The organism is Nocardiopsis sp. NPDC006832 (assembly GCF_040635885.1).
In the GTDB taxonomy this organism is placed as follows: Bacteria; Actinomycetota; Actinomycetes; order Streptosporangiales; family Streptosporangiaceae; genus Nocardiopsis.
Genome location: NZ_JBEYLC010000043.1, coordinates 23,800 through 45,290, shown reverse-complemented (window position 1 = coordinate 45,290; position 21,491 = coordinate 23,800). Strand labels below are relative to the sequence as shown.

General features: G+C 69.6%; 21 protein-coding genes. 15 read left to right on the top strand and 6 right to left on the bottom strand.

Translation table 11 applies throughout. The annotated features are described in order from the left end of the window. Nucleotides 1-14 precede the first annotated feature (14 nt). The 7 genes from ABZ717_RS19735 to ABZ717_RS19705 are packed head-to-tail and all read left to right on the top strand — an operon-like array spanning nucleotide 15 to nucleotide 7,005. Complete coding sequence (locus ABZ717_RS19735) at nucleotides 15-1,937, top strand: anthranilate synthase family protein (protein ID WP_358512575.1); 1,923 nt, start codon at nucleotides 15-17, stop codon at nucleotides 1,935-1,937. Beyond that, nucleotides 1,930-3,168 carry a 3-deoxy-7-phosphoheptulonate synthase gene (locus ABZ717_RS19730; RefSeq protein WP_358512572.1) on the top strand — a complete coding sequence of 413 codons (1,239 nt, stop codon included), beginning with the start codon at nucleotides 1,930-1,932 and terminating at the stop codon, nucleotides 3,166-3,168. Before ABZ717_RS19735 ends, ABZ717_RS19730 begins: the two co-directional genes overlap by 8 nt. A 36-nt stretch (nucleotides 3,169-3,204) precedes the next feature. Continuing rightward, a complete protein-coding gene (locus ABZ717_RS19725; RefSeq protein ID WP_358512569.1) occupies nucleotides 3,205-3,990 on the top strand; it encodes a 2,3-dihydro-2,3-dihydroxybenzoate dehydrogenase in 786 nt (261 codons plus the stop codon). A gap of 30 nt (nucleotides 3,991-4,020) precedes the next feature. Further along, on the top strand, nucleotides 4,021-4,695 hold the full coding sequence (locus tag ABZ717_RS19720) for an isochorismatase family protein (protein ID WP_358512566.1): 675 nt from the start codon (nucleotides 4,021-4,023) through the stop codon (nucleotides 4,693-4,695). Further along, entirely contained in the window at nucleotides 4,692-5,321 is a 630-nt protein-coding gene (locus ABZ717_RS19715; protein WP_358512563.1) for a UbiX family flavin prenyltransferase, read from the top strand. The genes ABZ717_RS19720 and ABZ717_RS19715 overlap by 4 nt, the downstream gene beginning before the upstream one ends. A gap of 17 nt (nucleotides 5,322-5,338) precedes the next feature. Then, nucleotides 5,339-6,766, top strand: a complete 1,428-nt coding sequence (locus ABZ717_RS19710; RefSeq protein WP_358512560.1) for a non-oxidative hydroxyarylic acid decarboxylases subunit C — start codon at nucleotides 5,339-5,341, stop codon at nucleotides 6,764-6,766. Nucleotides 6,767-6,771: 5 nt separating this feature from the next. Beyond that, nucleotides 6,772-7,005 carry a non-oxidative hydroxyarylic acid decarboxylases subunit D gene (locus ABZ717_RS19705; protein WP_358512557.1) on the top strand — a complete coding sequence of 78 codons (234 nt, stop codon included), beginning with the start codon at nucleotides 6,772-6,774 and terminating at the stop codon, nucleotides 7,003-7,005. Between the two features lie 79 nt (nucleotides 7,006-7,084). On the opposite strand, the gene ABZ717_RS19700 is transcribed toward ABZ717_RS19705, so the two are convergent. Together ABZ717_RS19700 and ABZ717_RS19695 are read right to left on the bottom strand one after the other, a co-directional pair. Beyond that, nucleotides 7,085-8,452, bottom strand: a complete 1,368-nt coding sequence (locus tag ABZ717_RS19700) for an FAD-binding oxidoreductase (protein ID WP_358512554.1) — start codon at nucleotides 8,450-8,452, stop codon at nucleotides 7,085-7,087. A 17-nt stretch (nucleotides 8,453-8,469) separates the two neighbouring features. Next, the gene (locus tag ABZ717_RS19695; RefSeq protein ID WP_358512551.1) at nucleotides 8,470-9,537 is read right to left on the bottom strand and encodes an aldo/keto reductase; all 1,068 of its coding nucleotides are present in this window, start codon (nucleotides 9,535-9,537) and stop codon (nucleotides 8,470-8,472) included. Between the two features lie 228 nt (nucleotides 9,538-9,765). On the opposite strand from ABZ717_RS19695, the gene ABZ717_RS19690 reads away from it, so the two are divergent. Beyond that, complete coding sequence (locus ABZ717_RS19690; RefSeq protein WP_358512548.1) at nucleotides 9,766-11,226, top strand: hypothetical protein; 1,461 nt, start codon at nucleotides 9,766-9,768, stop codon at nucleotides 11,224-11,226. On the opposite strand, the gene ABZ717_RS19685 is transcribed toward ABZ717_RS19690, so the two are convergent. Further along, on the bottom strand, nucleotides 11,177-11,653 hold the full coding sequence (locus ABZ717_RS19685; protein ID WP_358512545.1) for a MarR family transcriptional regulator: 477 nt from the start codon (nucleotides 11,651-11,653) through the stop codon (nucleotides 11,177-11,179). The genes ABZ717_RS19690 and ABZ717_RS19685 overlap by 50 nt on opposite strands. Before the next feature lie 95 nt (nucleotides 11,654-11,748). Between ABZ717_RS19685 and ABZ717_RS19680 the strand changes: the two genes are divergently transcribed. The 4 genes from ABZ717_RS19680 to ABZ717_RS19665 all read left to right on the top strand — a co-directional run bounded on the left by ABZ717_RS19680 (nucleotide 11,749) and on the right by ABZ717_RS19665 (nucleotide 16,006). Continuing rightward, entirely contained in the window at nucleotides 11,749-13,245 is a 1,497-nt protein-coding gene (locus ABZ717_RS19680; protein ID WP_358512542.1) for an MFS transporter, read from the top strand. A 123-nt stretch (nucleotides 13,246-13,368) separates the two neighbouring features. Continuing rightward, complete coding sequence (locus ABZ717_RS19675) at nucleotides 13,369-14,289, top strand: pseudouridine-5'-phosphate glycosidase (protein ID WP_358512539.1); 921 nt, start codon at nucleotides 13,369-13,371, stop codon at nucleotides 14,287-14,289. Further along, nucleotides 14,286-14,951 carry an HAD family hydrolase gene (locus ABZ717_RS19670; RefSeq protein WP_358512536.1) on the top strand — a complete coding sequence of 222 codons (666 nt, stop codon included), beginning with the start codon at nucleotides 14,286-14,288 and terminating at the stop codon, nucleotides 14,949-14,951. Before ABZ717_RS19675 ends, ABZ717_RS19670 begins: the two co-directional genes overlap by 4 nt. Further along, on the top strand, nucleotides 14,948-16,006 hold the full coding sequence (locus ABZ717_RS19665; protein WP_358512533.1) for a methyltransferase: 1,059 nt from the start codon (nucleotides 14,948-14,950) through the stop codon (nucleotides 16,004-16,006). The genes ABZ717_RS19670 and ABZ717_RS19665 overlap by 4 nt, the downstream gene beginning before the upstream one ends. A 169-nt stretch (nucleotides 16,007-16,175) precedes the next feature. Here ABZ717_RS19665 and ABZ717_RS19660 read toward each other — a convergent pair whose 3' ends face one another. Then, on the bottom strand, nucleotides 16,176-17,204 hold the full coding sequence (locus tag ABZ717_RS19660) for an ornithine cyclodeaminase (RefSeq protein WP_358512530.1): 1,029 nt from the start codon (nucleotides 17,202-17,204) through the stop codon (nucleotides 16,176-16,178). 150 nt (nucleotides 17,205-17,354) lie between these two features. On the opposite strand from ABZ717_RS19660, the gene ABZ717_RS19655 reads away from it, so the two are divergent. After that, a complete protein-coding gene (locus ABZ717_RS19655) occupies nucleotides 17,355-17,786 on the top strand; it encodes an Lrp/AsnC family transcriptional regulator (protein ID WP_358512527.1) in 432 nt (143 codons plus the stop codon). Here ABZ717_RS19655 and ABZ717_RS19650 read toward each other — a convergent pair. Further along, nucleotides 17,767-18,000: a hypothetical protein gene (locus ABZ717_RS19650; protein WP_358512524.1), complete on the bottom strand. Its 234-nt coding sequence runs from the start codon at nucleotides 17,998-18,000 to the stop codon at nucleotides 17,767-17,769. The genes ABZ717_RS19655 and ABZ717_RS19650 overlap by 20 nt on opposite strands. Nucleotides 18,001-18,071: 71 nt before the next feature. Between ABZ717_RS19650 and ABZ717_RS19645 the strand changes: the two genes are divergently transcribed. Continuing rightward, nucleotides 18,072-19,229 (top strand): CoA transferase, encoded by a 1,158-nt coding sequence (locus tag ABZ717_RS19645; protein ID WP_358512521.1) that lies wholly within the window; start codon nucleotides 18,072-18,074, stop codon nucleotides 19,227-19,229. Continuing rightward, nucleotides 19,223-19,942: an IclR family transcriptional regulator C-terminal domain-containing protein gene (locus ABZ717_RS19640; RefSeq protein WP_358512518.1), complete on the top strand. Its 720-nt coding sequence runs from the start codon at nucleotides 19,223-19,225 to the stop codon at nucleotides 19,940-19,942. The genes ABZ717_RS19645 and ABZ717_RS19640 overlap by 7 nt, the downstream gene beginning before the upstream one ends. A 13-nt stretch (nucleotides 19,943-19,955) precedes the next feature. On the opposite strand, the gene ABZ717_RS19635 is transcribed toward ABZ717_RS19640, so the two are convergent. Next, a complete protein-coding gene (locus tag ABZ717_RS19635; RefSeq protein ID WP_358512515.1) occupies nucleotides 19,956-21,350 on the bottom strand; it encodes an MFS transporter in 1,395 nt (464 codons plus the stop codon). Nucleotides 21,351-21,491: the final 141 nt, after the last annotated feature.

Genomic DNA, 21,491 nt, shown 5'->3' with positions numbered 1-21,491 from the left:
GAAGACTGGTGGACATGACATCCGGATCAGAAGAGCGTATCGGCAGAACCATCCTCGACCGCGCGCTGTCCTCCTCCCCCGGCCCGTTCGCCCTGGTGGCCAGGGACGTCCACGGTGGCTCCCGCCGCGTGGAGGCCTTCGAGGGCGTGGTGCGCGAGTACGACCTCCTGGGGCGGTTACCCCTCCCCGATCCGAAGGAGGGGACCCGGCAACACTCCCTGGTACTCCTGCCCTACCGGCAGATCACCGAACGCGGCTTCACGGCCCAGGACGACGGTGAGCCGATCCTGGCGTTGAACGTCGACGAACAGGGCGTGGTCTGCGACGACGACCTGAAGGTTCTCGCCGACCTTCCCGTGGAGCTCGAAGGCGAGGGCTCCTTCGACGTCTCCGACGCGGAGTACGAGAGGACGGTCGAGGAGGTGGTCGCGGACGAGATCGGTTCGGGGGCCGGATCCAACTTCGTCATCAGCAGGACCTTCACCACCCGGGTCCGGGAGGACCGCATCCGGTTCGCCCTCGGCCTCTTCCACCGGCTCCTGCACCGGGAGAACAGCGCGTACTGGACCTTCGTCGTCCACACCGGTGAGAGGACCTTCGTCGGAGCCACCCCCGAGCGTCATGTGAGCCTCCACCGGGGAACAGCGGTGATGAACCCGATCAGCGGGACCTATCACTACCCCGAGGAGGGGCCGGCCCTGGAAGGCCTCCTCGACTTCGTCACGGACCGTAAGGAGATCGACGAGCTGTACATGGTCGTGGACGAGGAACTGAAGATGATGGCCGAGGTCTGTCATGAGGGCGGTCGCGTCCACGGTCCCCGGTTGCGTTCGATGGCCCGCCTCGCGCACACCGAGTACGACATCTGCGGGCCGACCTCGCTCGACCCCCGCCGCGTGTTGGAACGGACCATGTTCGCGCCCACGGTCATCGGCAGTCCACTGGAGAACGCCTGCCGCGTCGTCGCTCGACGCGAGTCCTCCGGACGCGGGTACTACAGCGGCGCCATCGCCCTCCTGGGCACCGACTCCGGCGAACTCACGCTGGACTCGGCCATCATGATCCGCACCGCGCAGATATCGCCCGCGGGCCGCATGAGCCTGAGGGTGGGCGCGACACTGGTGCGTGACTCCGTCCCGTCCAGGGAAACGGCGGAGACCCATGCCAAGGCGGCCGGACTGCTGGGCGCGACGGGAGGGGGCGACCGGCCGGGGGTACGCGCTCCCGAGACGATCACCGGGCACGCCCGGGTGCGAGAGGCCCTCCGGGAACGCAACACCGGGCTGTCCGACTTCTGGCTGGCCGGAGGGGAAGGGGAGGCGCTCCCCTCACCCGCGCCGCTGCTCGACCAGAGGGTCCTGGTGGTCAACGCCGAGGACTCCTTCACCGGCATGCTCGCCCACCAGCTCCGTGCCCTGGGCGGGCGGGTCGAGGTCGTTCCCTACCACGAGGCCGAGGGGGCCCTCGGCGAGGGCGGGTTGGTCGTCCTGGGCCCCGGCCCCGGGGATCCCAGGGACACCTCCGACCCGCGCGTGGCCGCCCTGGGCCGCCTGAACCGTCTCCTCCTGGAGGAGGGGCGTCCCTTCCTCGCAGTGTGCCTGTCGCACCAGGTGCTCGCCGCCGAACTGGGACTGCGCCTGCGCCGACGCGCGGTGCCCGCCCAGGGCACCCGGCGCGACATCGACTTCTTCGGGGACAGGACCACGGTCGCCTTCTACAACACCTACGTCGCGGTGTCCCCTGTCGGACGCGTCGCGGGCCCCGGCGGCCCGGTCCGTGTGAGCCGCGACCCCAACGGTGAGGTCCACGCCCTGCGCGGGTCCCACTTCACCTCCATGCAGTTCCATCCGGAGTCCCTGCTCACCCACCGTGGGCCGGAACTCGTCGCCGCCTCGGTCCGTTCCCTGACACCGCCCGTGGGGGGTCCCCGTGCATGACCGTCTCCACCGGAGCTCCGGCACCGGTATCGCCACCGCGGACGCCGCGACCGCCCCGTTCGGGGGACCGTGGTCGCGGCTGCCGGCGGCCCAGCAACCGGACTGGGCCGACCACGAGTCACTGCCCTCGACCAGGGAACGGATCTCCCGGCTGCCGCCCTTGGTCGACATCGCCGAGACCGACCGCCTCAGGGCCGACCTGGCCCAGGTGGCACAAGGGCGGGCCTCCCTGCTCCAGGCCGGTGATTGCGCCGAGGACCTGGGCGAGTGCACGGCCGAACACGCCCGGGTCAAGATCGCGGTCCTGTCCGGCCTCGGCGGGCACATGCGCCGATTATTCGGGCTGAACGTGGTGCAGGTCGGGCGGATGGGAGGCCAGTTCGCCAAACCCCGCTCCTACGGGGTCGAGACCGTCGACGGTATCGAACTCCCCGTCTTCCGGGGCCACCTCGTCAACTCGGAGGAACCCACGCCCCGAGCACGCCGCCCGGACCCGCTGCGCATGCTCGACGCCCGGACGGCGAGCGAGGTCGTCGTCCGGGAGGTGCGACGCCATCGCGACCGGGGGCGGGCGACGGGGTACACCGACGCGGGTCCGTGGGTGAGCCACGAGGCCCTCGTCCTCGACTACGAGGTTCCCCACCTGCGTCGGGACGGTGTGGACGGTCGCCTCCTGCTCGGATCCACGCACCTACCGTGGCTGGGGGAGAGGACCAGGGACCCCGGATCCGCCCACACCGCGCTCCTCGCCGCCATCGCCAACCCGGTGGCGTGCAAGATCGGCCCCTCCGCCACCCCGGAGCAGGTCGTCCGGCTGTGTCGGGTCCTGGACCCCGACCGCAGACCCGGCCGCCTCGTCCTGATCACGCGCATGGGTCACGACCGGATCGGCGCGGCCCTGCCGGGGATCATCGAGGCCGTACGCGACAGCGGACATCCGGTCGTGTGGGTGTGCGACCCCATGCACGGCAACACCGTGCGCACCGACGAAGGACACAAGACCCGCCACCTCTCCGACATCGTGGCCGAGGCCAGGAGTTTCCTCGGGATCCTGCGCCGATATCGCCTGCACCCGGGCGGCTTCCACCTGGAGGTCACGGCGGCGGACGTCACCGAGTGCGTGGGCGGGCCGGTCGGCGACCCCGCCGAGGTCGGCAAACGCTACACGAGCCTGTGCGACCCACGGCTCAACCCCGAACAAGCGCACCTGTTCCTCACCGCATGTGCGTGAACCTCGCCCACCACCGAGAGGAAGGACGGAGAAGACATGGGATACCCGGAACTCCACGGGCAGACGGCGCTGGTGACCGGCGCCGCGCGCGGTATCGGCGCCGCGGTCGTCCGCTCACTCGCCGAACAGGGGGCCCGCGTGCTCGCCTGCGACATCGACGGTGAGGGCGTGCGGCACCTCGCCGCGGAGCTGGACGGGGCCCGGGGTGCCGTCCATCCCCGCGCGGTGGACGTCACCGACGCCCCCGCGGTCGAACGCCTCGTGGAACGCTCCGAGGGCGAACACGGGCCCCTGGACGCCCTGATCAACGTCGCGGGGATACTCAACACCGACGACCTGGTCAAACTGGACACGGGCGAGTGGCGGGCGGTGTTCGACGTCAACACCCACGGTGTCTTCCACGTCTCACGCGCGGTCGCCGAACGGATGATCCCCCGGGGCCGCGGCTCCATCGTCACCGTCGCCTCCAACGCCGCCCAGGTCCCTCGGGCGCGGATGGGCGCCTACGCCGCGTCCAAGGCGGCTTCCGCGATGTTCACCCGCTGCCTGGGCCTGGAACTGGCCGAGTACGGCATCCGCTGCAACGTGATCGGCCCCGGGTCGACCGACACCCCGATGCTCAGGTCGATGTGGCGGACCGAACAGGATCGACGGGCGACGCTCCACGGTTCGCTGGAGAACCACCGGATCGGCATCCCCCTGGGCCGAATCGCCCGGCCCGAGGACGTGGCCGACGCCGTCCTCTTCCTGGTGTCGGACCGAGCCAGGCACATCACCATGCAGAACCTGCACGTGGACGGCGGCGCCGCGCTGGGCGCCTGATACCCCACACCCGACGACCTACGGAGGACCATGACCATCCGACGCGGGCTGCACTACCCGATGCCGGACGACCCACCGACCAACACGGTGTCCTGGAGTCCGGACCCCCGGCGCGCCGCCCTGCTCATCCACGACATGCAGAACTACTTCGTGGACTTCTTCCGCGCGGGAGGCTCACCCGTCACGGAACTCGTCGCCAATTGCGTCCGGCTCCGAGAGGCGGCGGACCGCTGGGGGATACCGGTGTTCTACACCGCGCAGCCCGGCTCCATGACCTCCGAGGAGAGGGGCCTGCTGCACGACTTCTGGGGGCCCGGCATGAGCGCGGAGGGGACCGGACCCGGCACACCCCGCGCGCTCATCCCCGAACTCGCGCTCCGGGACGGCGACACCCTGCTCACCAAGTGGCGCTACAGCGCCTTCGTCCGCTCCGACCTGGACGCGCGCCTGCGCGCCGCCGGCCGGGACCAGCTCATCATCTGCGGGGTCTACGCCCATGTGGGCTGTCTGATGACCGCCTCCGACGCCTTCGCCCGCGATGTCGAACCCTTCCTGGTCTCCGACGCGGTCGCCGACTTCTCGGAGAAGGAGCACCGGATGGCCCTGGACTACGGAGCCCTTCGCTGCGCGGCGGTGCTCCCCACCGATCGGGTCCTCACCGACCTCGACGCGGCGGTCCTCCAGACGACGGCGGGCGAACGGTGACCGGCGGGGCACGGCGCCGCCTGGTCGTCGCCATGACCGGCGCCACCGGCGCCCCGTTCGGTGTGCGCCTACTGGAGGTGCTGGCGGCGATCCCCGAGGTGGAGACGCACCTGGTGGTCAGCCGCTGGGCACGTGCCACCGTCGAATTGGAGTGCGGCCACGGGGTGGCCCGCCTGACGGAGTTGGCCGACCTCGTGTACTCGCCCGAGGACCAGGGGGCACCGATCTCCAGCGGCTCCTTCCTCACCGAGGGCATGGTCGTCGTGCCGTGCAGCATGAAGACGCTCGCCGGTATCCGCACCGGGTACGCGGACGGCCTCATACCGAGGGCGGCCGACGTGGTCCTCAAGGAGCGGCGCCGTCTGGTGCTCGTGGCACGGGAGACCCCGCTCAACGAGATCCACCTCGACAACATGCTCGCACTCACCCGGATGGGGGCCGTGGTCCTGCCTCCCACACCGGCCTTCTACAACCACCCCGGCACGGTGGGGGACATCGTGGACCACGTGGTGGCGCGCGTACTCGACCAGTTCCAGATCACCGTCCCCGCCGACCGATGGGAGGGGATGCGCCGGGCCCGACTCGACCGAGCTCCCCGGGACCGGGCCGTTTCCACCACCCCCTGACAGCGGAAAGGACGACCATGACCGCCATCGAAGACCTCCGGGGCTTCCTCGACGCGCTGGACCGTGAAGGCCAGCTCGTACGGATCGGCGAACCCGTCGACTGCGAACCCGATCTGGCCGCCGCCGCCAACGCCGCCGCCCGACTCGGGGACAAGGCGCCCGCCCTGTACTTCACGTCGGTGAACGGGTTCACCAACGCCCGGATCGTGCTCAACGCCCACGGTTCGTGGCCCAACCACGCCATCGCGATGGGCATGGACCGGGACACCCCGGTACGCGAGCAGATCCAGGAGTTCACCCGTCGATGGGACGACCACCCCGTCGCACCGGTGCACCGTGGGGACCCTCCCTTCCTGGAGAACGTCCAGGAGGGCCCGGACGTGGACCTGTTCCGCGTGCTCCCCCTGTTCCGGGTCAACGAGGGGGACGGCGGCTTCTTCCTGGACAAGGCCTCCGTCATCAGCCGCGACCCCGACCACTGGGAGGACACCGGACGCCAGAACGTCGGCATCTACCGACTCCAGGTCAAGGGCCCGAACAAACTCGGCCTCCAGCCCGGGACGATCCATGACATCGCCCACCACCTGAGAATCGGCGAGGAACGGGGAGAGGACGTGCCCGTCGCGATCGCGGTGGGCAACGACCCGGTCGTGTCCATCGTGGCTTCGGCTCCGATCGCCTACGACCAGTCCGAGTACGAGATGGCGGGGGCCCTGCGGGGTTCGCCGCTCACCCTGGCCAAGGGACCGCTGACCGGCCTGGACGTGCCATGGGGGACGGAGGTGCTACTGGAGGGGGTGATCGAGGGTCGTGTGCGTGAGTTCGAGGGACCCTTCGGCGAGTTCACCGGCCACTACTCCGGCGGTCGGGCGATGGCCGTGATCCGGATCGACCGCATCTCGTACCGCGACGACCCGGTGTTCGAACACCTGCACCTGGGGCGAGCCTGGACGGAGATCGACTATCTGATGGGGCCGGCCACCTGTGTTCCCCTATACCAGCAGCTCAAGGAGGACTTTCCGGAGGTCGTCGCGGTCAACGCCATGTACACCCATGGGCTGGTGGCCATCGTGTCGGTGCGGCCCCGTCAGGGCGGGTTCGCCCGGGCTGTGGGGCTGCGAGCGATGACGAGCAGACATGGTCTCGGCTACTGCAAGGTGGTGATCGTTGTCGACGAGGACGTCGATCCCTTCGACCTCCCGCAGGTGATGTGGGCGTTGTCCACCAAGGTCAACCCGGATGAGGACATGGTGCACCTGTCCAACATGTCCATTCTGCCGTTGGACCCGTCATCGTCGCCGGTCGGCGTCAGCGGCAAGGTCGTCATCGACGCCACCGCGCCCGTCGCCCCCGACGTCCGAGGGCGGCACGCCCACCCGGTGCGGGACCACCCTGACACGGACCGTTGGCTGCGGTGGCTCCGTGAACGGACCAAGGAGAGGTGAGGACCATGATCTGTCCCCGTTGTGGTGACGAGGGGGCCGCCACCGTCGCGGTGTCTCCGGTGCCCGGGGTGTGGGAGGTGGTTCTGTGCTCGATCTGCCACTACACCTGGCGCACCACCGAACCTCCGCGCCAGTCCGACCGGGAGTCGTTTCCCGAGGAGTTCCGGATCACCCCGGAGGACATCCGCGACGCGGTGGAGCTGCCGCCCGTACCACCCCTGCGCGGCGAACCCCGCTGAGCGGTGTCGGCCCCAGGATCGATGTGACGAGCGAGGAGGGTGCGCCCTGTGGGCACACCCTCCTCGCTCGTCCTCCGGCTCAGGGACGAATGTTGTGGTTGAGGTGGAACACGTTGTCGGGATCGAAGCGCCGTTTCAGCTCCCGTAGCCGCCCCAGGTGCTCGGGCGGGTAGGCGGCCGCCACCCGACCAGGGTCACTGAGGAAGTTCAGGAACACCGAACCGGTGGCGTGTGGAGCCAGGCGTGCGGCCAGCCGGGCCATCGCCGAGCGGGCACCTTCCAAGGTCCGTTCGTTCAGGTCGGGGGCGATGGCGATCACCGAGAAGGGCGTGTTCCGATGGCCGGCCGGCCCGGCGTCCGCCGGCGGACGTCCGGGAGCCCCGGTCCAGTTGCGCACCTCCACGACGGAGACGGGCGAGTCCGGGTGTTCGCACACGGACACGAGCTCGTCCACGACCGCGTCGGGGAGGGCGTCGAACAGGTCGGTGTGCTCTTCGGACACCTGGGGAAGCGGTTGCGGGTCGGAGAGCGCGGTCAGCTCGGGGAATCGCAGGGGACCCAACCCGCCCAGCAGCGGAGGCCCGGCCGCGGACAACAGGCGGTCCACGTGGCGGGCGGCGTCCCGCGCCTGGGAAAGGACACAGACGCGCAGGGCCACCACGGGGCGTCCGCGCAACGGCTCGGGCACCTCCTCGGAGTCGGGCGGCCGAACCAGGACCACGGCCGTGACCACGTCCTCGGGTTCCCGGTGCGCCAGGCTTCGGTAGGCGTCCAGGATCGCGTGCGCGCGTTCGAAGGGGAAGAACAGCACGCCGCCGCTGATCCGTCCGATCGGATGCAAACGCATCTCCAGTTCGGTCACCACACCGAAATTTCCGCCGCCACCCCGTAAGGCCCAGAAGAGGTCCTCGTGGGTGTCCGCCGAGACCCGCAGGGCCCGGGCGTCGGCGGTGACCACCTCGGCCGACAGCAGGTTGTCGGCCGCGAACCCGTGACGCCGGGTCAGCCAGCCGAGTCCGCCACCGAGGGTGTAGCCCGCGACCCCGACGTCCGGCGACGTTCCCGACACCGGTGCCAGGCCGTACTCGGCCGCGGCCGTGACCACCTCGCCCCACCGGGTGCCGCCGCCCGCACGCGCGGTCCGACGGCGCGGGTCGATCTCCACCTCGGCCAGAGCACCGGTACGCAGCAGTAGACCCTTATGGGGCAGTGCACGGACCGCTCCGTGACCGCCGCACTGGGCGGCCAGGTCGAGTCCCCGATCGCGCGCGTGGGCCACCGCGCGGACCACGTCCCCCGTTGAGACGGGGTCGGCGACCACACCGGGTTTCGGGACGACGTTGCGCCGCCAGGGCAGCCAGAAGGGCGCCTCGCCCGGTGCGACCTCGTGCACCTCGCCCGCGAAGCCCGACCGCAGCGCGGAGGGGGCGGGGGCCCGGGAAGCCACCGGATCCCGCGAACCCGTCATGAGGTGGCCGGACCCGGAGTCTCGACCAGGGGTTCGAGGTGGTGTGCCCGGCGGCGCAATCGGGGATCGCGCAGGGACGGCAGTCGCTGGTGGGAGTCGGCCGGGTTGAGTACCGTGCCCGGCGGGACGATCGCGTCGATCCGATCCAGGACGTCGTCGTCCAGCGTGGTCTCGGCCGCCGCCAGCAGGTCCTCCAGTTGCTCCGGAGTGCGCGGGCCCAAGATCACGGAGGTGACCCCCGGGTGGGTCCCGGCGAAGGCGATCGCCATGTGGACCAGGGACAGACCGCTCTCCTCCGCCAGCTCCAGCAGTTCGGCGACGGCCTCGCGCTTGCGGACGTTTCCGGGCAGGGCCGGATCGAAGTTGAGCCTGTGCGCCGCCTGACGACCCCGACCGAGATCGATCTCGCCTTGGAAGCGTCCGGTCAGCCACCCCTCGCTGAGTGGGCTCCACACCATCACCCCCATGCCGTACTTCTCGCAGGTCGGGAAGAGCGAGGCCTCGGCGGAGCGGTTCAGGATCGAGTAGGGCGACTGCTCGGTGCGGAGCCGGACGTGGCCCCGTCGCTCGGAGGCCCAATGGGCCTCCACGATCTGTTCCGAGGGGAAGGTCGAGGTGCCCGTGCTCCGGATCTTGCCCGCGCGCACCAGGTCGCTGAGGACCCCGAGGGTCTCGTCGATATCGGTGTGGGGGTCGGGCCGGTGCAGCAGGTACAGGTCCAGGTGGTCGGTACCCAGGCGGCGCAGACTGTCCTCCACGGCGCGGGTGATCCACCGTCGCGAGTTCCCCCACGAGTTCGCGTCCTCGGACATGGGGTAGTGGCCCTTGCCGACCAGTACCACGTCGTCGCGGCGTCCCTTCAACGCGCGACCGACGATCTCCTCGGTCGCTCCGTTGCCGTACACGTCGGCCGTGTCCACGAAGTTGATGCCGGCGTCCAGGGCCCGGTGGATGATGGGCGCGGCGTCCTCGTCGTCGGTTCCTCCCCAAGGCCCGAGCATCATCGTGCCCAGGCAGAACGGACTCACCCTGATTCCGGTGTTGCCCAAGGGTCGCAGGCGCATGATTCCTCACTTCTCCTCGTCGGTCGGGCGCGATCACCGTCGCAGAGCATCCCGCCCGCGCACCTCACGTGTTCACGTCATTTCGCGTGGTCCCCGGCGGCGGGACGGGTACGCGGCGCATCGGACCGGGAGGCTCTGGCGAGGTTTCGGGATGTTCGTCGGATCAGTGGGGTGTGAGGCTCGGAGCCCGGGCGCGGACGTGTCCGGACCGCCATGGAGAGGACGAGTATGAGTTCCATCCGGACGCCCCTGAGCGACCTGCGCTTCGAGATCAGCCACCGCTTCCGCCCCTTCGACCTCATCGCGCCGGGGTTCGTCGTGTTCGACACCGACGATCCCGAGGTCTTGAACGGCGGTGCCGGGCGAACGGTGCTCACCGGGCACGCGCCGGTCGCCCCCTTCGCGACCGTTCTCGTGGACGTCGGCGCCGACCCGATCGGGGGAGCCGCGGCGGCGGGGGGCACGGTGACGGCGGGGCTTCGCAGCGGTGAGGAGGGCTCGGAGGACGGGGTCGTGGTCGTCTACGACGCCGGGGTCGGACAGGTCCGGCTGGAGGTGACCGTGGATGGCACAACGACCGTCGCGGCGGACGCGCCGGTCCGTCCGGTCCTGCCTCACCAGCTGGCCGTCACCGTCACCGGCAACGTCGTGACCGCGCTGGTCCGTGACGAGGGAGCGGAGTGGGGCGACCCGCTGCTGGGCGGGGGCGCCGACGTGCGCACCCTGGTGGACCTACGGGACCCGGGGCTCCTGGGGCGGTGGGAGTACGCCTTCGGAGTGTCGGGCGCCGGGCTGCGACGGGTGCGCGCGGGCTACTTCGGTCAGGTGGGCCTGCGCGATCCACAGCTGATCACCCACGCCGACGGGCGCCCCTACATACGCGACGGCCGGTTCTTCCTCACCGCCGGGTGCGCCGGGATGGGCTTCGCGCAGGAGGCGCACTGGGCGGTGTGGGAGTTCGACCCCGACGCGCCGGACCGGATGCGGCAGACCGCCAAGTTGTTCTTCGCCCATGACGGCATCGTGACCGGGGACAACGCAGGGCACGTGGTCTACGACGAGGCCTCTGGCCACTTCTCCCTGGTGGTGTGCGGGGGAGACCTCCCCACCCCGGGGGTGCACGTACGGTGCGCGCGTACCGACGCGGATCTGCTCACGGGGGTGCACGTCATCCCGAACACACGGTTGGCCGCGCCGTCCACCCTGAGCGCTTGGGAGCCGTCGCTGGCCAGGATCGACGGGCGCTGGCACGTGCTCTACGCCGACGTCGTCCGGTTGGCGCCCGAACTGGAGTTCCGTCCCGTCCTCGCCGTGTCCGAACCCGGGGCGGATCTGTCCGCGCCCATGACGATCGCCGCCGTGGACACGGCCTCCCGGCGCACGGAGGGTTGCGTGCTGCGGCGCGTGGGCGGCGGGTGGTGGGCGTTGGCCACCGACGACGCCCAACGCGTGTACAAGGTCTATGACATGGACCTGCGGAGGCTGGGGGAGATCGACGCGCCCTACGTCTCGGGGGGACCACATCCCCAGGCGTTCCCCGTCTCCTCCGAACCCGGTGCCGACTGGGTCATGGTGACCTTCGACGACGAGCAGTACGCCCAGGACGTCCTGGGGTACGGCACCGAGGGGAACGTGGTGGTCATGCGCGCTCCTGGAGCTCGCCGATCCGTTCCTGGAGCCGGGCGTTGATCCGCCGGTTGAACTCCAGGAGCAGGTCGCGCTCCTCCTTGGAGTATTGCTCGATGGTCTCGGTGTAGGAGTGCCCGAGGGCGTCGAAGGTCGCGGTCAGCCCGGCGTACGCGCCGTCGCGGACGAGTTCGACAACGACCTTCCTGCGATCCGTCGCGTCGCGGCCGCGCCGGACGAACCCCGCCCTCTCCAAGCGGTCGACGACGGCGGTGATGGCTCCGCCGCGCGACAGCCCCACGTGCCCGGCCAGCTCGCCGGGGCTCATCGGACCGTTCTTGTCGAGGGCGCCCAGGCAGGTGATGTCGGTGATGTTGATGCCCGCGTACGCCGCGAGGGCCGAGTGGAACCGCACGGACAGGGAGGCTCCCACACGGAGTTCCTCATAGAGGGCCTTGGTGTCGTCCTGGGGCGTTGACACTGCGCTCACCCTTCCCATAGTCTCTCCAAGATAGAGAGACACTAAATTAGTCATTCTCTAAGTTGCCTTATTTCTGATCCTACCTTCCTGCAGCGGAGTCCACCATGACGGAAGTGCACACCCCACCCATGGCCCGAAGCGGCAAGAGGTGGGTGGTCCTGGGGGTGGTCCTCCTCGCCCTGTTCATGGACCTCGCCGACGCGACCATCGTCAACATCGTCCTGCCCCGTCTCCAGAGCAGCCTCGGCGCCGAGTACTCGGCGGCCCAGTGGATCCTGGCGGGCTACTCCCTGACCTTCGCGCTGGCCCTGATCACCGGCGGGCGCCTCGGCGACATCCTCGGCCGCAAGCGGATGTTCCTCATCGGGATGGCCGGCTTCACGGTGGCCTCGGTGGTGTGCGGCGCCGCGCCCACGGCCGAGGTGCTCATCGCCGGCCGGCTCGCCCAGGGCCTCACCGCGGCCCTGATGGTTCCCCAGGTGATGTCGATCATCATCGTGCTGTTCGACCACAAGGACCGGGCGAAGGCCTTCGTCTTCTACGGCATCACACTCAGCCTGGCCAACGTCAGCGGCCCGCTCCTGGGCGCGGTCCTCGCCGAGGCCGACATCTTCGGCCTGGGCTGGCGCGCCATCTTCTACGTCAACGTCCCGCTGGGCGCGCTCGCCATCGCCCTGGCCCTGTGGCTCATGCCCGAGAACAGGGCCACCGACCCGCTCCGTCTCGACCCGATCGGCATCGTCCTCGTCAGCCTGGCGATGTTCGCCCTCATGTTCCCGCTCATCCAGGGGCGTGAACGCGGCTGGGACGCGCTGTCGCTGGGCCTGCTCGTCGCCTCCGTCCCACTCATGATCCTGTTCGTCCTGCACCAGAGGAACAGGGACCGCACCACGGGTTCGGCGCTGGTGCCGCCGTCCCTTTTCACCCACCGTTCCTTCACGGCCGGGGCCGTCGTGATGTTCGTTCTCTTCTCCGGCCTGGCCTCACTCTTCCTCGTCCTGACCTACAACCTCCAACTCGGCCAGGGCTGGACACCGATGCTCACCGCCGTCGCCGTGGTCAGCTGGCCCGTCGGCATCACCCTGATGTCCGGGGTCGCTCAGGCCTACGCCACCACCCACGGGCGCCGCGTGATCGGTATGGGCCTGGTGGTCATGTTGCTCGGCGTGCTCGCCCTGATCGGTGTCCTGTCCGTCATCGGCCCGGCCGCGACCTGGTGGCAGGTCGCGCTACCGGTACTCGTCACCGGCCTGGGAATGGGCATGTGCGTTCCCATCCTGGCCAGTGTCGTACTGGCCGACGTGGGGGAGGAGAACGCCGGTGCCGGGTCCGGCGTCGCCAACGCCGTCATGCAGCTCGGCACGGCCATGGGTGTGGCCGTGGTCGGCGTGCTCTTCTTCTGGCTCGCCACCGGAGACCCCGCGGGACCGAACCGCGGCGAGGCGTTCTCCGACGCCGCCGCCACGACGCTCTGGTACAACGCCGGGGCCTTCCTGATCGCCCTGATCCTGGTCCCCCTGCTGCCCCGCGCAGCCCAACCGGAGCCCGGGGCCCCGCCCACGGCGGAGGAGATCGGCGACTCCGCGTCCGCGCATTCGTGACCGCGCGCCCGGTCCCACCACGGGGGCGGGCGGCTCACGCGAACACGTGATGTGCCGCCCGCGACCGGGCGGCACGCTGAAACCCAGTGCCCCCACCACAGGTGAGAAGCAAGGAGCAAAGACATGACCCCTCCACTTCACGTCAACGAGGAGGTCCGTGCCGCGCAGGCCGACGGGCGTCCTGTCGTGGCCCTGGAGTCCTCGCTCATCGCTCACGGCCCCGACTACCCGCTCAACGTCGAGATCGCCCAGGCCATCGAGTCGGCCGTACGGGAGGCCGGTGCCGTACCCGCCACCATCGGGATCATCGACGGGGAGTTCGTCGTCGGAATGGACGACAAGCAGATCGACCTCTTCGGACGCTCGGACCACATCGCCAAGGTCAGCAGCCGTGACCTCGGCCTCGCGCTCGCCCGCGGCGCCCACGGGGCCACGACCGTGGCCTCGACCATCGTGATCGCCCGGCTCGCCGGTATCCCGGTCTTCTCGACCGCGGGGATCGGAGGCGTCCACCGCGACGCCCAGCGCACATTCGACATCTCCGCGGACCTGCTCCAGTTCACCCGGACCAGGGTGGTGGTCGTCTGCGCGGGTGCCAAGAGCATCCTCGACCTGCCGCTGACGGTCGAGTACCTGGAGACCGCGGGGGTCCCGCTCCTGGGATACCGGTACGACGAGTTCCCCGCCTTCTACGCCCGCTCATCGGGGATCCCCGTCACCAGGGTGGACGACATGGAAACGGTCGCCCGCGCGGCCCGCCTGCACTGGGACCTCAACGGGGACGGAACGGTGCTGCTCACCGCGCCGATCCCCGAGGAGGAAGCCCTCGACCCCCAGGAGATCGACACCGCCGTCACCGAGGCGCTGGCCGAGGCGGAGCGGACGGGTGTGACCGGCAACGCCCTCAGCCCCTTCCTCATGAAGGCCGTGGTGAAGGCGACCGGCGGACGCAGTGGAAGGGCCACCAAGGCCGTCCTGGTCAGCAACGCCCGACTCTCCGGGCAGCTGGCCGTCGCCATGAGCGCGCAGGAGGCGGGAGCGTGAGCGCACGAGCGGTCATCTTCGACCTGGACGGAACACTGGTCGACAGCCCCGCGGCCATCACCCGGATCACGGGCGACCTCCTGCGGGAGATGGGGCACGAACTCCCCGACGCCGAGATCCGCGCGACCGTCGGCAAGCCTTTGGAGCAGAACCTGGCCCGACTGATGGGCCTCGAACCCGAGCACCCCGACATCGTCAAGGCCAAGACCCTGTACCGCGAGCGGTTCGGCGCCTACGTGCGGGAAAGGCGAGGGGATCTCCTCTACCCCGGCGTCCGCGAAGGACTGGACCGGCTGCGTGGGCGGGGCACGCGGACCGCGGTGGCCACGTCCAAGACCCTGGACGGGGCACGCAAGACCGTCCGCGCCACGGACATCGCCGACCTGATCGAGGCCCTGGTGGGCGACGACATGGTGGCCACGGGAAAACCCGACCCGGAGATGGCCCTGCACGCCGCCGGGCTGCTCGACACCGACCCGGAACGGTGCACCGTAGTCGGAGACACCGTCGGTGACATTCGCATGGGCCGGGCGGCGGGCATGGCCACCATCGGGGTGACCTACGGGGTTGGCGAGGAAGCCGAACTCCTGGCCTCCGGCGCCGGGGACATCGCGGACTCCTTCGCCGAGGTCGTCGACCTCCTACTCCGGGAGAACCCATGAATCGCACCGCCGACCACGCTGAGACCGAGGCGTCCTCAAGGGCCGCCGTCGTCCGGATGGCCTATGGGTACATGGGCTCGCAGATCATCAGGACGGCGGTCGAACTGCGCCTGCCCGACCTCCTTCGCGACAAGCATCGCGACATCGACGACCTGGCGGGGGCCACCGGCACGCACACCCCCTCGCTCCGCAGACTCGTGCGGGCGCTGGTCACCCTGGAACTCCTCTCCGAGCCCGAGCCGGGACGCTTCGGGCTGGCGCCCCTGGGGCGCTTCCTGACCGAGGATCGGGACCACTCGCTGCGTATGATCTCCAGACTCTTCACCGGTGGAGAGTTCTGGGACTCATGGCTGCACCTGACCCACAGCATCGAGACCGGCCGGGCGGCCTTCGACGAGGTGCACGGGTCGTCCTTCTACGACTACGTGGGCGCCCACCCCGACTACGCCGCGCTCTTCGGCGGTGCCATGGCCGAGAACGCCCGGTTCGAGGCCCCGCGCATCGCCGCCGCCCACGGCTTCGGCGACTACCGGACCATCGTCGACGTCGGCGGCGGCGACGGGACCCTGCTCAGCCGCATCCTGTCGGAGAACCCCCGGGCGCGAGGGGTGGTACTCGAAACGCCTCAGGTCGCCGAGCAGGCCCGCGCCCTCATCGAGGAACGCGGACTGAGCGGTCGCTGCGAGGTGGTCGAGGGAGACTTCTTCGAGGGAGTGCCGCCGGGAGCGGACGCCTACCTGCTCAAGAGCGTGGTGCACAACTGGAGCGAGGAGTCCTGTGTACGGATCCTCCGCAACTGCCGCTCCGCGATGGGCCAGGGAAGTCGCCTGCTCCTGGTCGAACCGGTCCTGTCCGAACGCGCGGACCCCGGCGCGGAGATGGCCTTGGAGAGCGCGCTGAGCGACCTGAACATGCTGGTTCTGACCGCCGGAGGCGTCGAACGTACCCTCGCGGACTTCACCGTGCTCCTGGAGGCCTCCGGTCTCCGGTTGCGTACGGTCTCCGACCGGGTCGCCGGAACCGATTTCCGCGTGATCGAGGCCGACCCCGTCTGATCACCGATCCGGGAGGGCGCCGACCGCGTACACGTACCGGGACGAGAAGAGACCGATGGCGGGGGCGTCCCCCGAGAACAGTGCGGTCCGCGTGGGCGGTCGCTCGGCAACCGACCACGCGGGCCGACTCGTGGGCGCCCCACGGGACGAAGACGTCGACGGCGGGGCCTCACCCGACGGGCTTGCGCGAGTGCACCAGGGAGAAGAGGTCCTTGGGGTCCTCCGGGTCGGCCACCAGGTCGATGAACGTCTGCAGTTCCGTCCCGGTGGTGGAGTCCCGCAGGAATCGCAGCGCGGAGAAGTCGGCGATGGCGAAGCCGACCGAGTCGAAGACGGTGATCTCCTCCTCGTCGCGGCGTCCGCCCTCCGCGCCGGTGAGCACCCGCCAGAACTCGACGACGGGGAAGTCCGGCTCCATCTGCTGGATCTCCCCCTCGACGCGGGTCTGCTCGGTGTACTCCACGAACACCCGTGCCCGACGGAGGATCTCGGCGTCCAGTTCGGTCTTGCCCGGGCAGTCGCCGCCCACCGCGTTGACGTGCGCACCGGGTCGGACCTGCTCGGAGCCCAGAACCGTGTTCCGGGCCTTGTCGGCCGTGCAGGTGGTGATGATGTCCGCTCCGGCCACGGCCTCGTCGGTGGAGGAGGTCTCGGTCACCCGGAAGCCCAGGGGCTCCAGGTTGCGGCGCAGCTTCCCGACGGCGGCGGGGTCCACGTCGAAGACGCGCAGGTCCTCGATGCCCAGAGCGGCCCGGAAGGCCAGTGCCTGGAACTCCGCCTGGGAGCCGGCGCCGATCATGGCCATGCGCCGCGCGTCCGTGCGGGCCAGGGCCTTGGCGGTCATGGCCGAGGTCGCGGCGGTACGCAGCGCGGTCAACAGGGTCATCTCGGCGAGGAAGGTCGGATAGCCGTTGTCCACGTCGGCCAGGACCCCGAAGGCGGTGACCGTCTGGAATCCGCGGGCGGGGTTGAAGGGGTGGCCGTTGACGTATTTGAACGCGTAGGTCTCGTGGTCGGAGGCCGGCATCAGTTCGATGACGCCGAAGGGAGTGTGGTTGGCGATTCGGGGGACTTTGTCGAATCGCTCCCAACGTTGGAAATCCTCCTCCAGATAACCGATCATTCCGGACATGATGCGTTCGACGCCTTCATGCTGGATCCATTTGGACATGTTCTCGACGTCGACGAACTGCGTCATTCATGGCTCCTCGCGCAGGTTGAGGGGGTGGAGAGGTGATTGTGGATGTGATTCAGAGTAGTGATCTCGATGTGCGAATATAAGAGAAGAAATGCGCAAATTCAGCGGGCGGGTGTGTCAGATCGACAAGTAAGACCTAGCATTATGCTCATGGCTCGCCTCACGGATCTCGATCGTCGTCTCATCTCCGCGCTGCGCAAGGACGGGCGCGCGCCCGTGGCCGCGCTCGCCGAGCAACTGGGCGTCTCGCGGGCCACGGTGACCAACAGGATCGAGAGGCTCAAGGCCCAGGGCGTGATCGTGGGGTTCGGCGTGCGGGTGCGCGACCACCACGAGACGGGGGAGGTGCGGGCGATCTCGTTCATCGAAGTGGTGGGGCGGACCACCGACCACGTGATCGCCGAGTTGCGAGGATTCCCCGAGATCATGGCGTTGCACACCACCAACGGCGGGTGGGACCTGGTCGCGGAGATCTCCTGCGAGAACCTCCAGGGCTTCGACGAGTTGCTGCGCCGGATGCGCGGGATCGACGGTGTGGTCAACAGCGAGACGAGTCTGCTGCTCAGTTCGGTGGTCCGCTGATCGCAGGCGCGCCGACCGTGTACCGGTCACGGGCCGCGATTCCTTCGCCGACGCGTGCGCGGTGGTCGGGGCCGAAGCCGAGGGCCCGGACGTGCTCCGGGGCCTGCGGCTCGAAGGTGATCGGCCGGCCGTCCGCGACCGGGCCGGGTACCCGCGCGTTCTCCGATCCCGACGTTCGAGTGCCCTGCGACGACTCCTTGACAGCGACTCCCACCGGATCGATAGTTGCATATACGGCTAACGCAACGGATATACGGATGATGCGCCGAAGGTGGGGGAGACGACGTGGATCTGGATCCAGGGACGGGGGCCGGACCGCTGGCCGGTGTGCGGGTCGCGGAGATCTCCAGCGTGGTGATGGCGCCGATGGCCGGCAGGCTGCTGGCCAAACTGGGCGCGACCGTCGTCAAGGTGGAACCTCCCCGCGGAGACGTGGTGCGGCACATCGGCGCACGCGTCGCACCCGGGATGAGCGGTGCGGCCCACTCCCTGGGCGATGGCAAGTACAACATCGCGATCGACACGGGCACCGAGGAGGGCCTGGCGGAACTTCGCGGGATCCTGGGGTCGGCGGACATCATCGTGACCAACCACCTGCCGGCTCGACGCCGAAGATTCGGCCTGGACTGGGAGTCCGTGCGAGCGCTCAACCCGCGGGCGATCCTGTGCACCGCGCAGGGCTATGCCGGTGACTCGGCCATGGCCGATACACCCGCCTACGACGACACCGTCCAGGCGGCTTCCGGGGTGTGCGACATCTACGCCAAGTCCGAGGGCCGGCCGCGCTACGCCCCCTACGTGATGGCGGACAAGGTCTGTGCCCTGACCATCGTCTACTCCGTCCTGGCGGCGCTGCACCATCGGGACACGCACGGGCGGGGCCAATGGGTGGACGTCCCCATGGTGGACGTGATGGTCGACTTCAACCTCGCCGAGCAGCTCAACGACTTCTCCTTCATCCCGCCTCGGGGCCCCGCGGGCTGGCACAGGACGTTGGCGCCCGGCCGCAGACCACATCGATGCGTGGACGGTTGGATCTGCGTCCTTCCGTACTCGGACCGCAATTGGAGTGACTTCCTCCGGATCGCCGGGGTGGAGGGCGACGCCGAGAACGTTCCGTTCGCCACCAACCAGGAACGGAACGAGGGCATGGAGGACGTGCAGGCCATCATCGCCGACTACGCGGCCGAGCGGACCACACGGGAGATCCTCGACGAATGCGGGGCGGCGGGGGTCCCCGTGCAACCGGTCAGGACCCTCGAATCCCTGGTGGAGGACGACTACCTGAGGGAGCGGGGGACCGTTCAGCGGACTCGGCATCCCCTGGGGCACTCCTATCTCCGGACGACGCCGAACATCTCCTTCTCCGACTCTCCCCTGCGGCCCGTGCGGCCGGCCACGTCGATCGACGCCGACCGTGAGGAGGTGACGCGGCGGTGGTAGGCAGGCATCGCACCGTCAGCCGGGTGGTGGGGATCCTCGAACACGTCGTTCGGAGCGAGCGCGGGGCGAGCCTCCAAGAGTTGGTGGAGGAGTCGCGCTCACCCCGCTCCTCCATCTACGACTTCGTCCGAGGGCTCGTCGACGAGGGCTACCTGGTGGAGGTTCCCGAGGGCGGTAGGTACGTCCTGGGGCTCGGCGCGCACGCGCTGCTCGCCTCGCGCTCGACCTCCGTCGTCGAACTCGTCGAACCGGTCATGCGCGAACTGGCCCGCGGCACCGGGGAGACCGTGACACTGGCCGTTCCGGTGGGATCGGAACTCTCCTACGTGCACACCGTGCCCTCCCGACATCCCATCGCCTATTCCCCCGTGCTGCGCACACGCAGGAGCCTGTGGCCCTCCAGCTCCGGAAAGATCTTCCTCGCCTATGACGCTCCGGGGGCCGAGGTCACCGAGGCGCCGGGCCACACGGATGTCCCGGGTGAAGTGGTCGAGGTCGAGATCGCGCTGACCACACGGCGCGGATACGCGACCAACATCGGAGAGTCCGTCACCGACGTGGCGGCCGTGGCCGTCGGGGTCGTGGTGGCCGGCAACGTGGTGGCCGCCCTGTCCGTTGCCGGCCCCCGTGCACGCATCGAAGAACACCTTGAGCGGGCCGCCGGGTCGGCGAACCTGCTGCTCGCCGACCACGGCCTGGGGATCCCCCGATGAGCGGCCACACGGGTCACCCGCGGTCGTGGACGCGCTGTCCGCCGAGCCGGGTCTCCTCGACCTCGCCCTGGGAGATCTCCTCCTGCGGGTTCTCCTCGACCGTGGGCGCCTTGACCAGCGTCTCGGGCAGGTACCAGATGCCGACCACACCGATGAGGCTCAGCACGACCAGGTAGCCCGCCACCAGCCACGGGGTTCCTCCACCCACCGCCACCAGCCAGGTGGCCACCATGGGTGCGGTGCCCGCCGCGACGGCCGCGGGGAGCTCTCGGGAGAGCGCGATCCCGCTCCAGCGCATACGGGTGGGGAAGATCTCGGCGATCATCGCCGCGGAGACACCGATGGTGGCTCCCTGGATGACCGCGAGACCGAGGATGAGCCCCAGGGCCACGAGGAGGGAGTTCTCCGTCTGGTAAAGCATGAACATGGGGAAGGCGAAGACGACACCGAAGATGGCCGCCCCCATGAGGAGGGGCTTGCGACCGATCCGGTCCGCCAGGGCTCCCGCGGCCAGGGTCGCCGGGATGGTGAGCAGCATGGCCACGAGCAGGCCGATCAGCGTGTGCGTGGAGTCCACGTTCAAGGTCCCGGTGGTGTACGAGACGGCGAAGGTCTGCACGATGTAGACCCAGGGGAGCGTGAAGACGAAGAGGGCCATGCCCGCCAGGAGGAAGCGCCAGTGTCCGCGCACCGCCTCCACGATGGGCGCGGTGCTGACGTCGTCGTTCTCCTCGGTGGCCTTGAAGGCCGCGGTCTCCGTCACCCGGAACCGGAAGTACAGCGCGATGGCGATGATCACCACGCTGGCCAGGAACGGCAGGCGCCAGCCCCAGGCCAGGAACACCTCATCGGACATCAGCCAGGTCAGGACGGCGAAGGTGCTGGTGGCCAGGGCCATCCCCACGTAGACGGAGGCACCCGGGAAACCGGCGGTGAAGGCACGTCTTCCCGTCGCCGAGGACTCGCTGGCCATGGTCATGGCCCCGGCGAACTCCGCGCCCGCCCCGGCTCCCTGGAAGATCCTGAGGACGATCAGCAGGATCGGAGCCCACAGGCCGATCGACTCGTAGGTGGGCAGGACACCGATGAGCGTCGTGGCGCTGCCCATGATCACCAGGGTGACCAGCAGCGTTCCCTTGCGTCCGAGCTTGTCGCCGTAGTGGGAGAGCAGCAGACCACCCAGGGGACGGGCCATGAAGCCCACGGCGAAGGTGGCGAAGGCACCGAGGGTACCGGCCAGATCGCTCCCACCGAAGAAGAGCGGGGCGAAGACCAGCGCCGCGGCCAGGCCGTACAGCGTGAAGTCGTACCACTCGATGACGGTACCCACGGAGCTGCCGATGACGGCCCTGCGCCGCTGTTGACGCGAGTCGAGACCGGCGCGGTCGATGTCGTGCGAGACGGCCATACCACTCTCCCTTGTGATTGTCGTGCGACCGGGCAGGGCGCACGGAGCGATGGCGAGGGCGCTTGAGCCCCATCGGGCCACCAACCAAATTAGTGGCGGCTGTCACATCCGTGATATGTGTCTTCCCTACGTTGATCGGCT

Coding starts and splice junctions, on each gene's coding strand:
- ABZ717_RS19690 (WP_358512548.1), top strand. CDS start 9,766: ATGAGTTCCATCCGGACGCCCCTGAGCGACCTGCGCTTCGAGATCAGC.
- ABZ717_RS19675 (WP_358512539.1), top strand. CDS start 13,369: ATGACCCCTCCACTTCACGTCAACGAGGAGGTCCGTGCCGCGCAGGCC.
- ABZ717_RS19735 (WP_358512575.1), top strand. CDS start 15: ATGACATCCGGATCAGAAGAGCGTATCGGCAGAACCATCCTCGACCGC.
- ABZ717_RS19710 (WP_358512560.1), top strand. CDS start 5,339: ATGACCGCCATCGAAGACCTCCGGGGCTTCCTCGACGCGCTGGACCGT.
- ABZ717_RS19665 (WP_358512533.1), top strand. CDS start 14,948: ATGAATCGCACCGCCGACCACGCTGAGACCGAGGCGTCCTCAAGGGCC.
- ABZ717_RS19725 (WP_358512569.1), top strand. CDS start 3,205: ATGGGATACCCGGAACTCCACGGGCAGACGGCGCTGGTGACCGGCGCC.
- ABZ717_RS19680 (WP_358512542.1), top strand. CDS start 11,749: ATGACGGAAGTGCACACCCCACCCATGGCCCGAAGCGGCAAGAGGTGG.
- ABZ717_RS19655 (WP_358512527.1), top strand. CDS start 17,355: ATGGCTCGCCTCACGGATCTCGATCGTCGTCTCATCTCCGCGCTGCGC.
- ABZ717_RS19635 (WP_358512515.1), bottom strand. CDS start 21,350: ATGGCCGTCTCGCACGACATCGACCGCGCCGGTCTCGACTCGCGTCAA.
- ABZ717_RS19695 (WP_358512551.1), bottom strand. CDS start 9,537: ATGCGCCTGCGACCCTTGGGCAACACCGGAATCAGGGTGAGTCCGTTC.
- ABZ717_RS19660 (WP_358512530.1), bottom strand. CDS start 17,204: ATGACGCAGTTCGTCGACGTCGAGAACATGTCCAAATGGATCCAGCAT.
- ABZ717_RS19705 (WP_358512557.1), top strand. CDS start 6,772: ATGATCTGTCCCCGTTGTGGTGACGAGGGGGCCGCCACCGTCGCGGTG.
- ABZ717_RS19720 (WP_358512566.1), top strand. CDS start 4,021: ATGACCATCCGACGCGGGCTGCACTACCCGATGCCGGACGACCCACCG.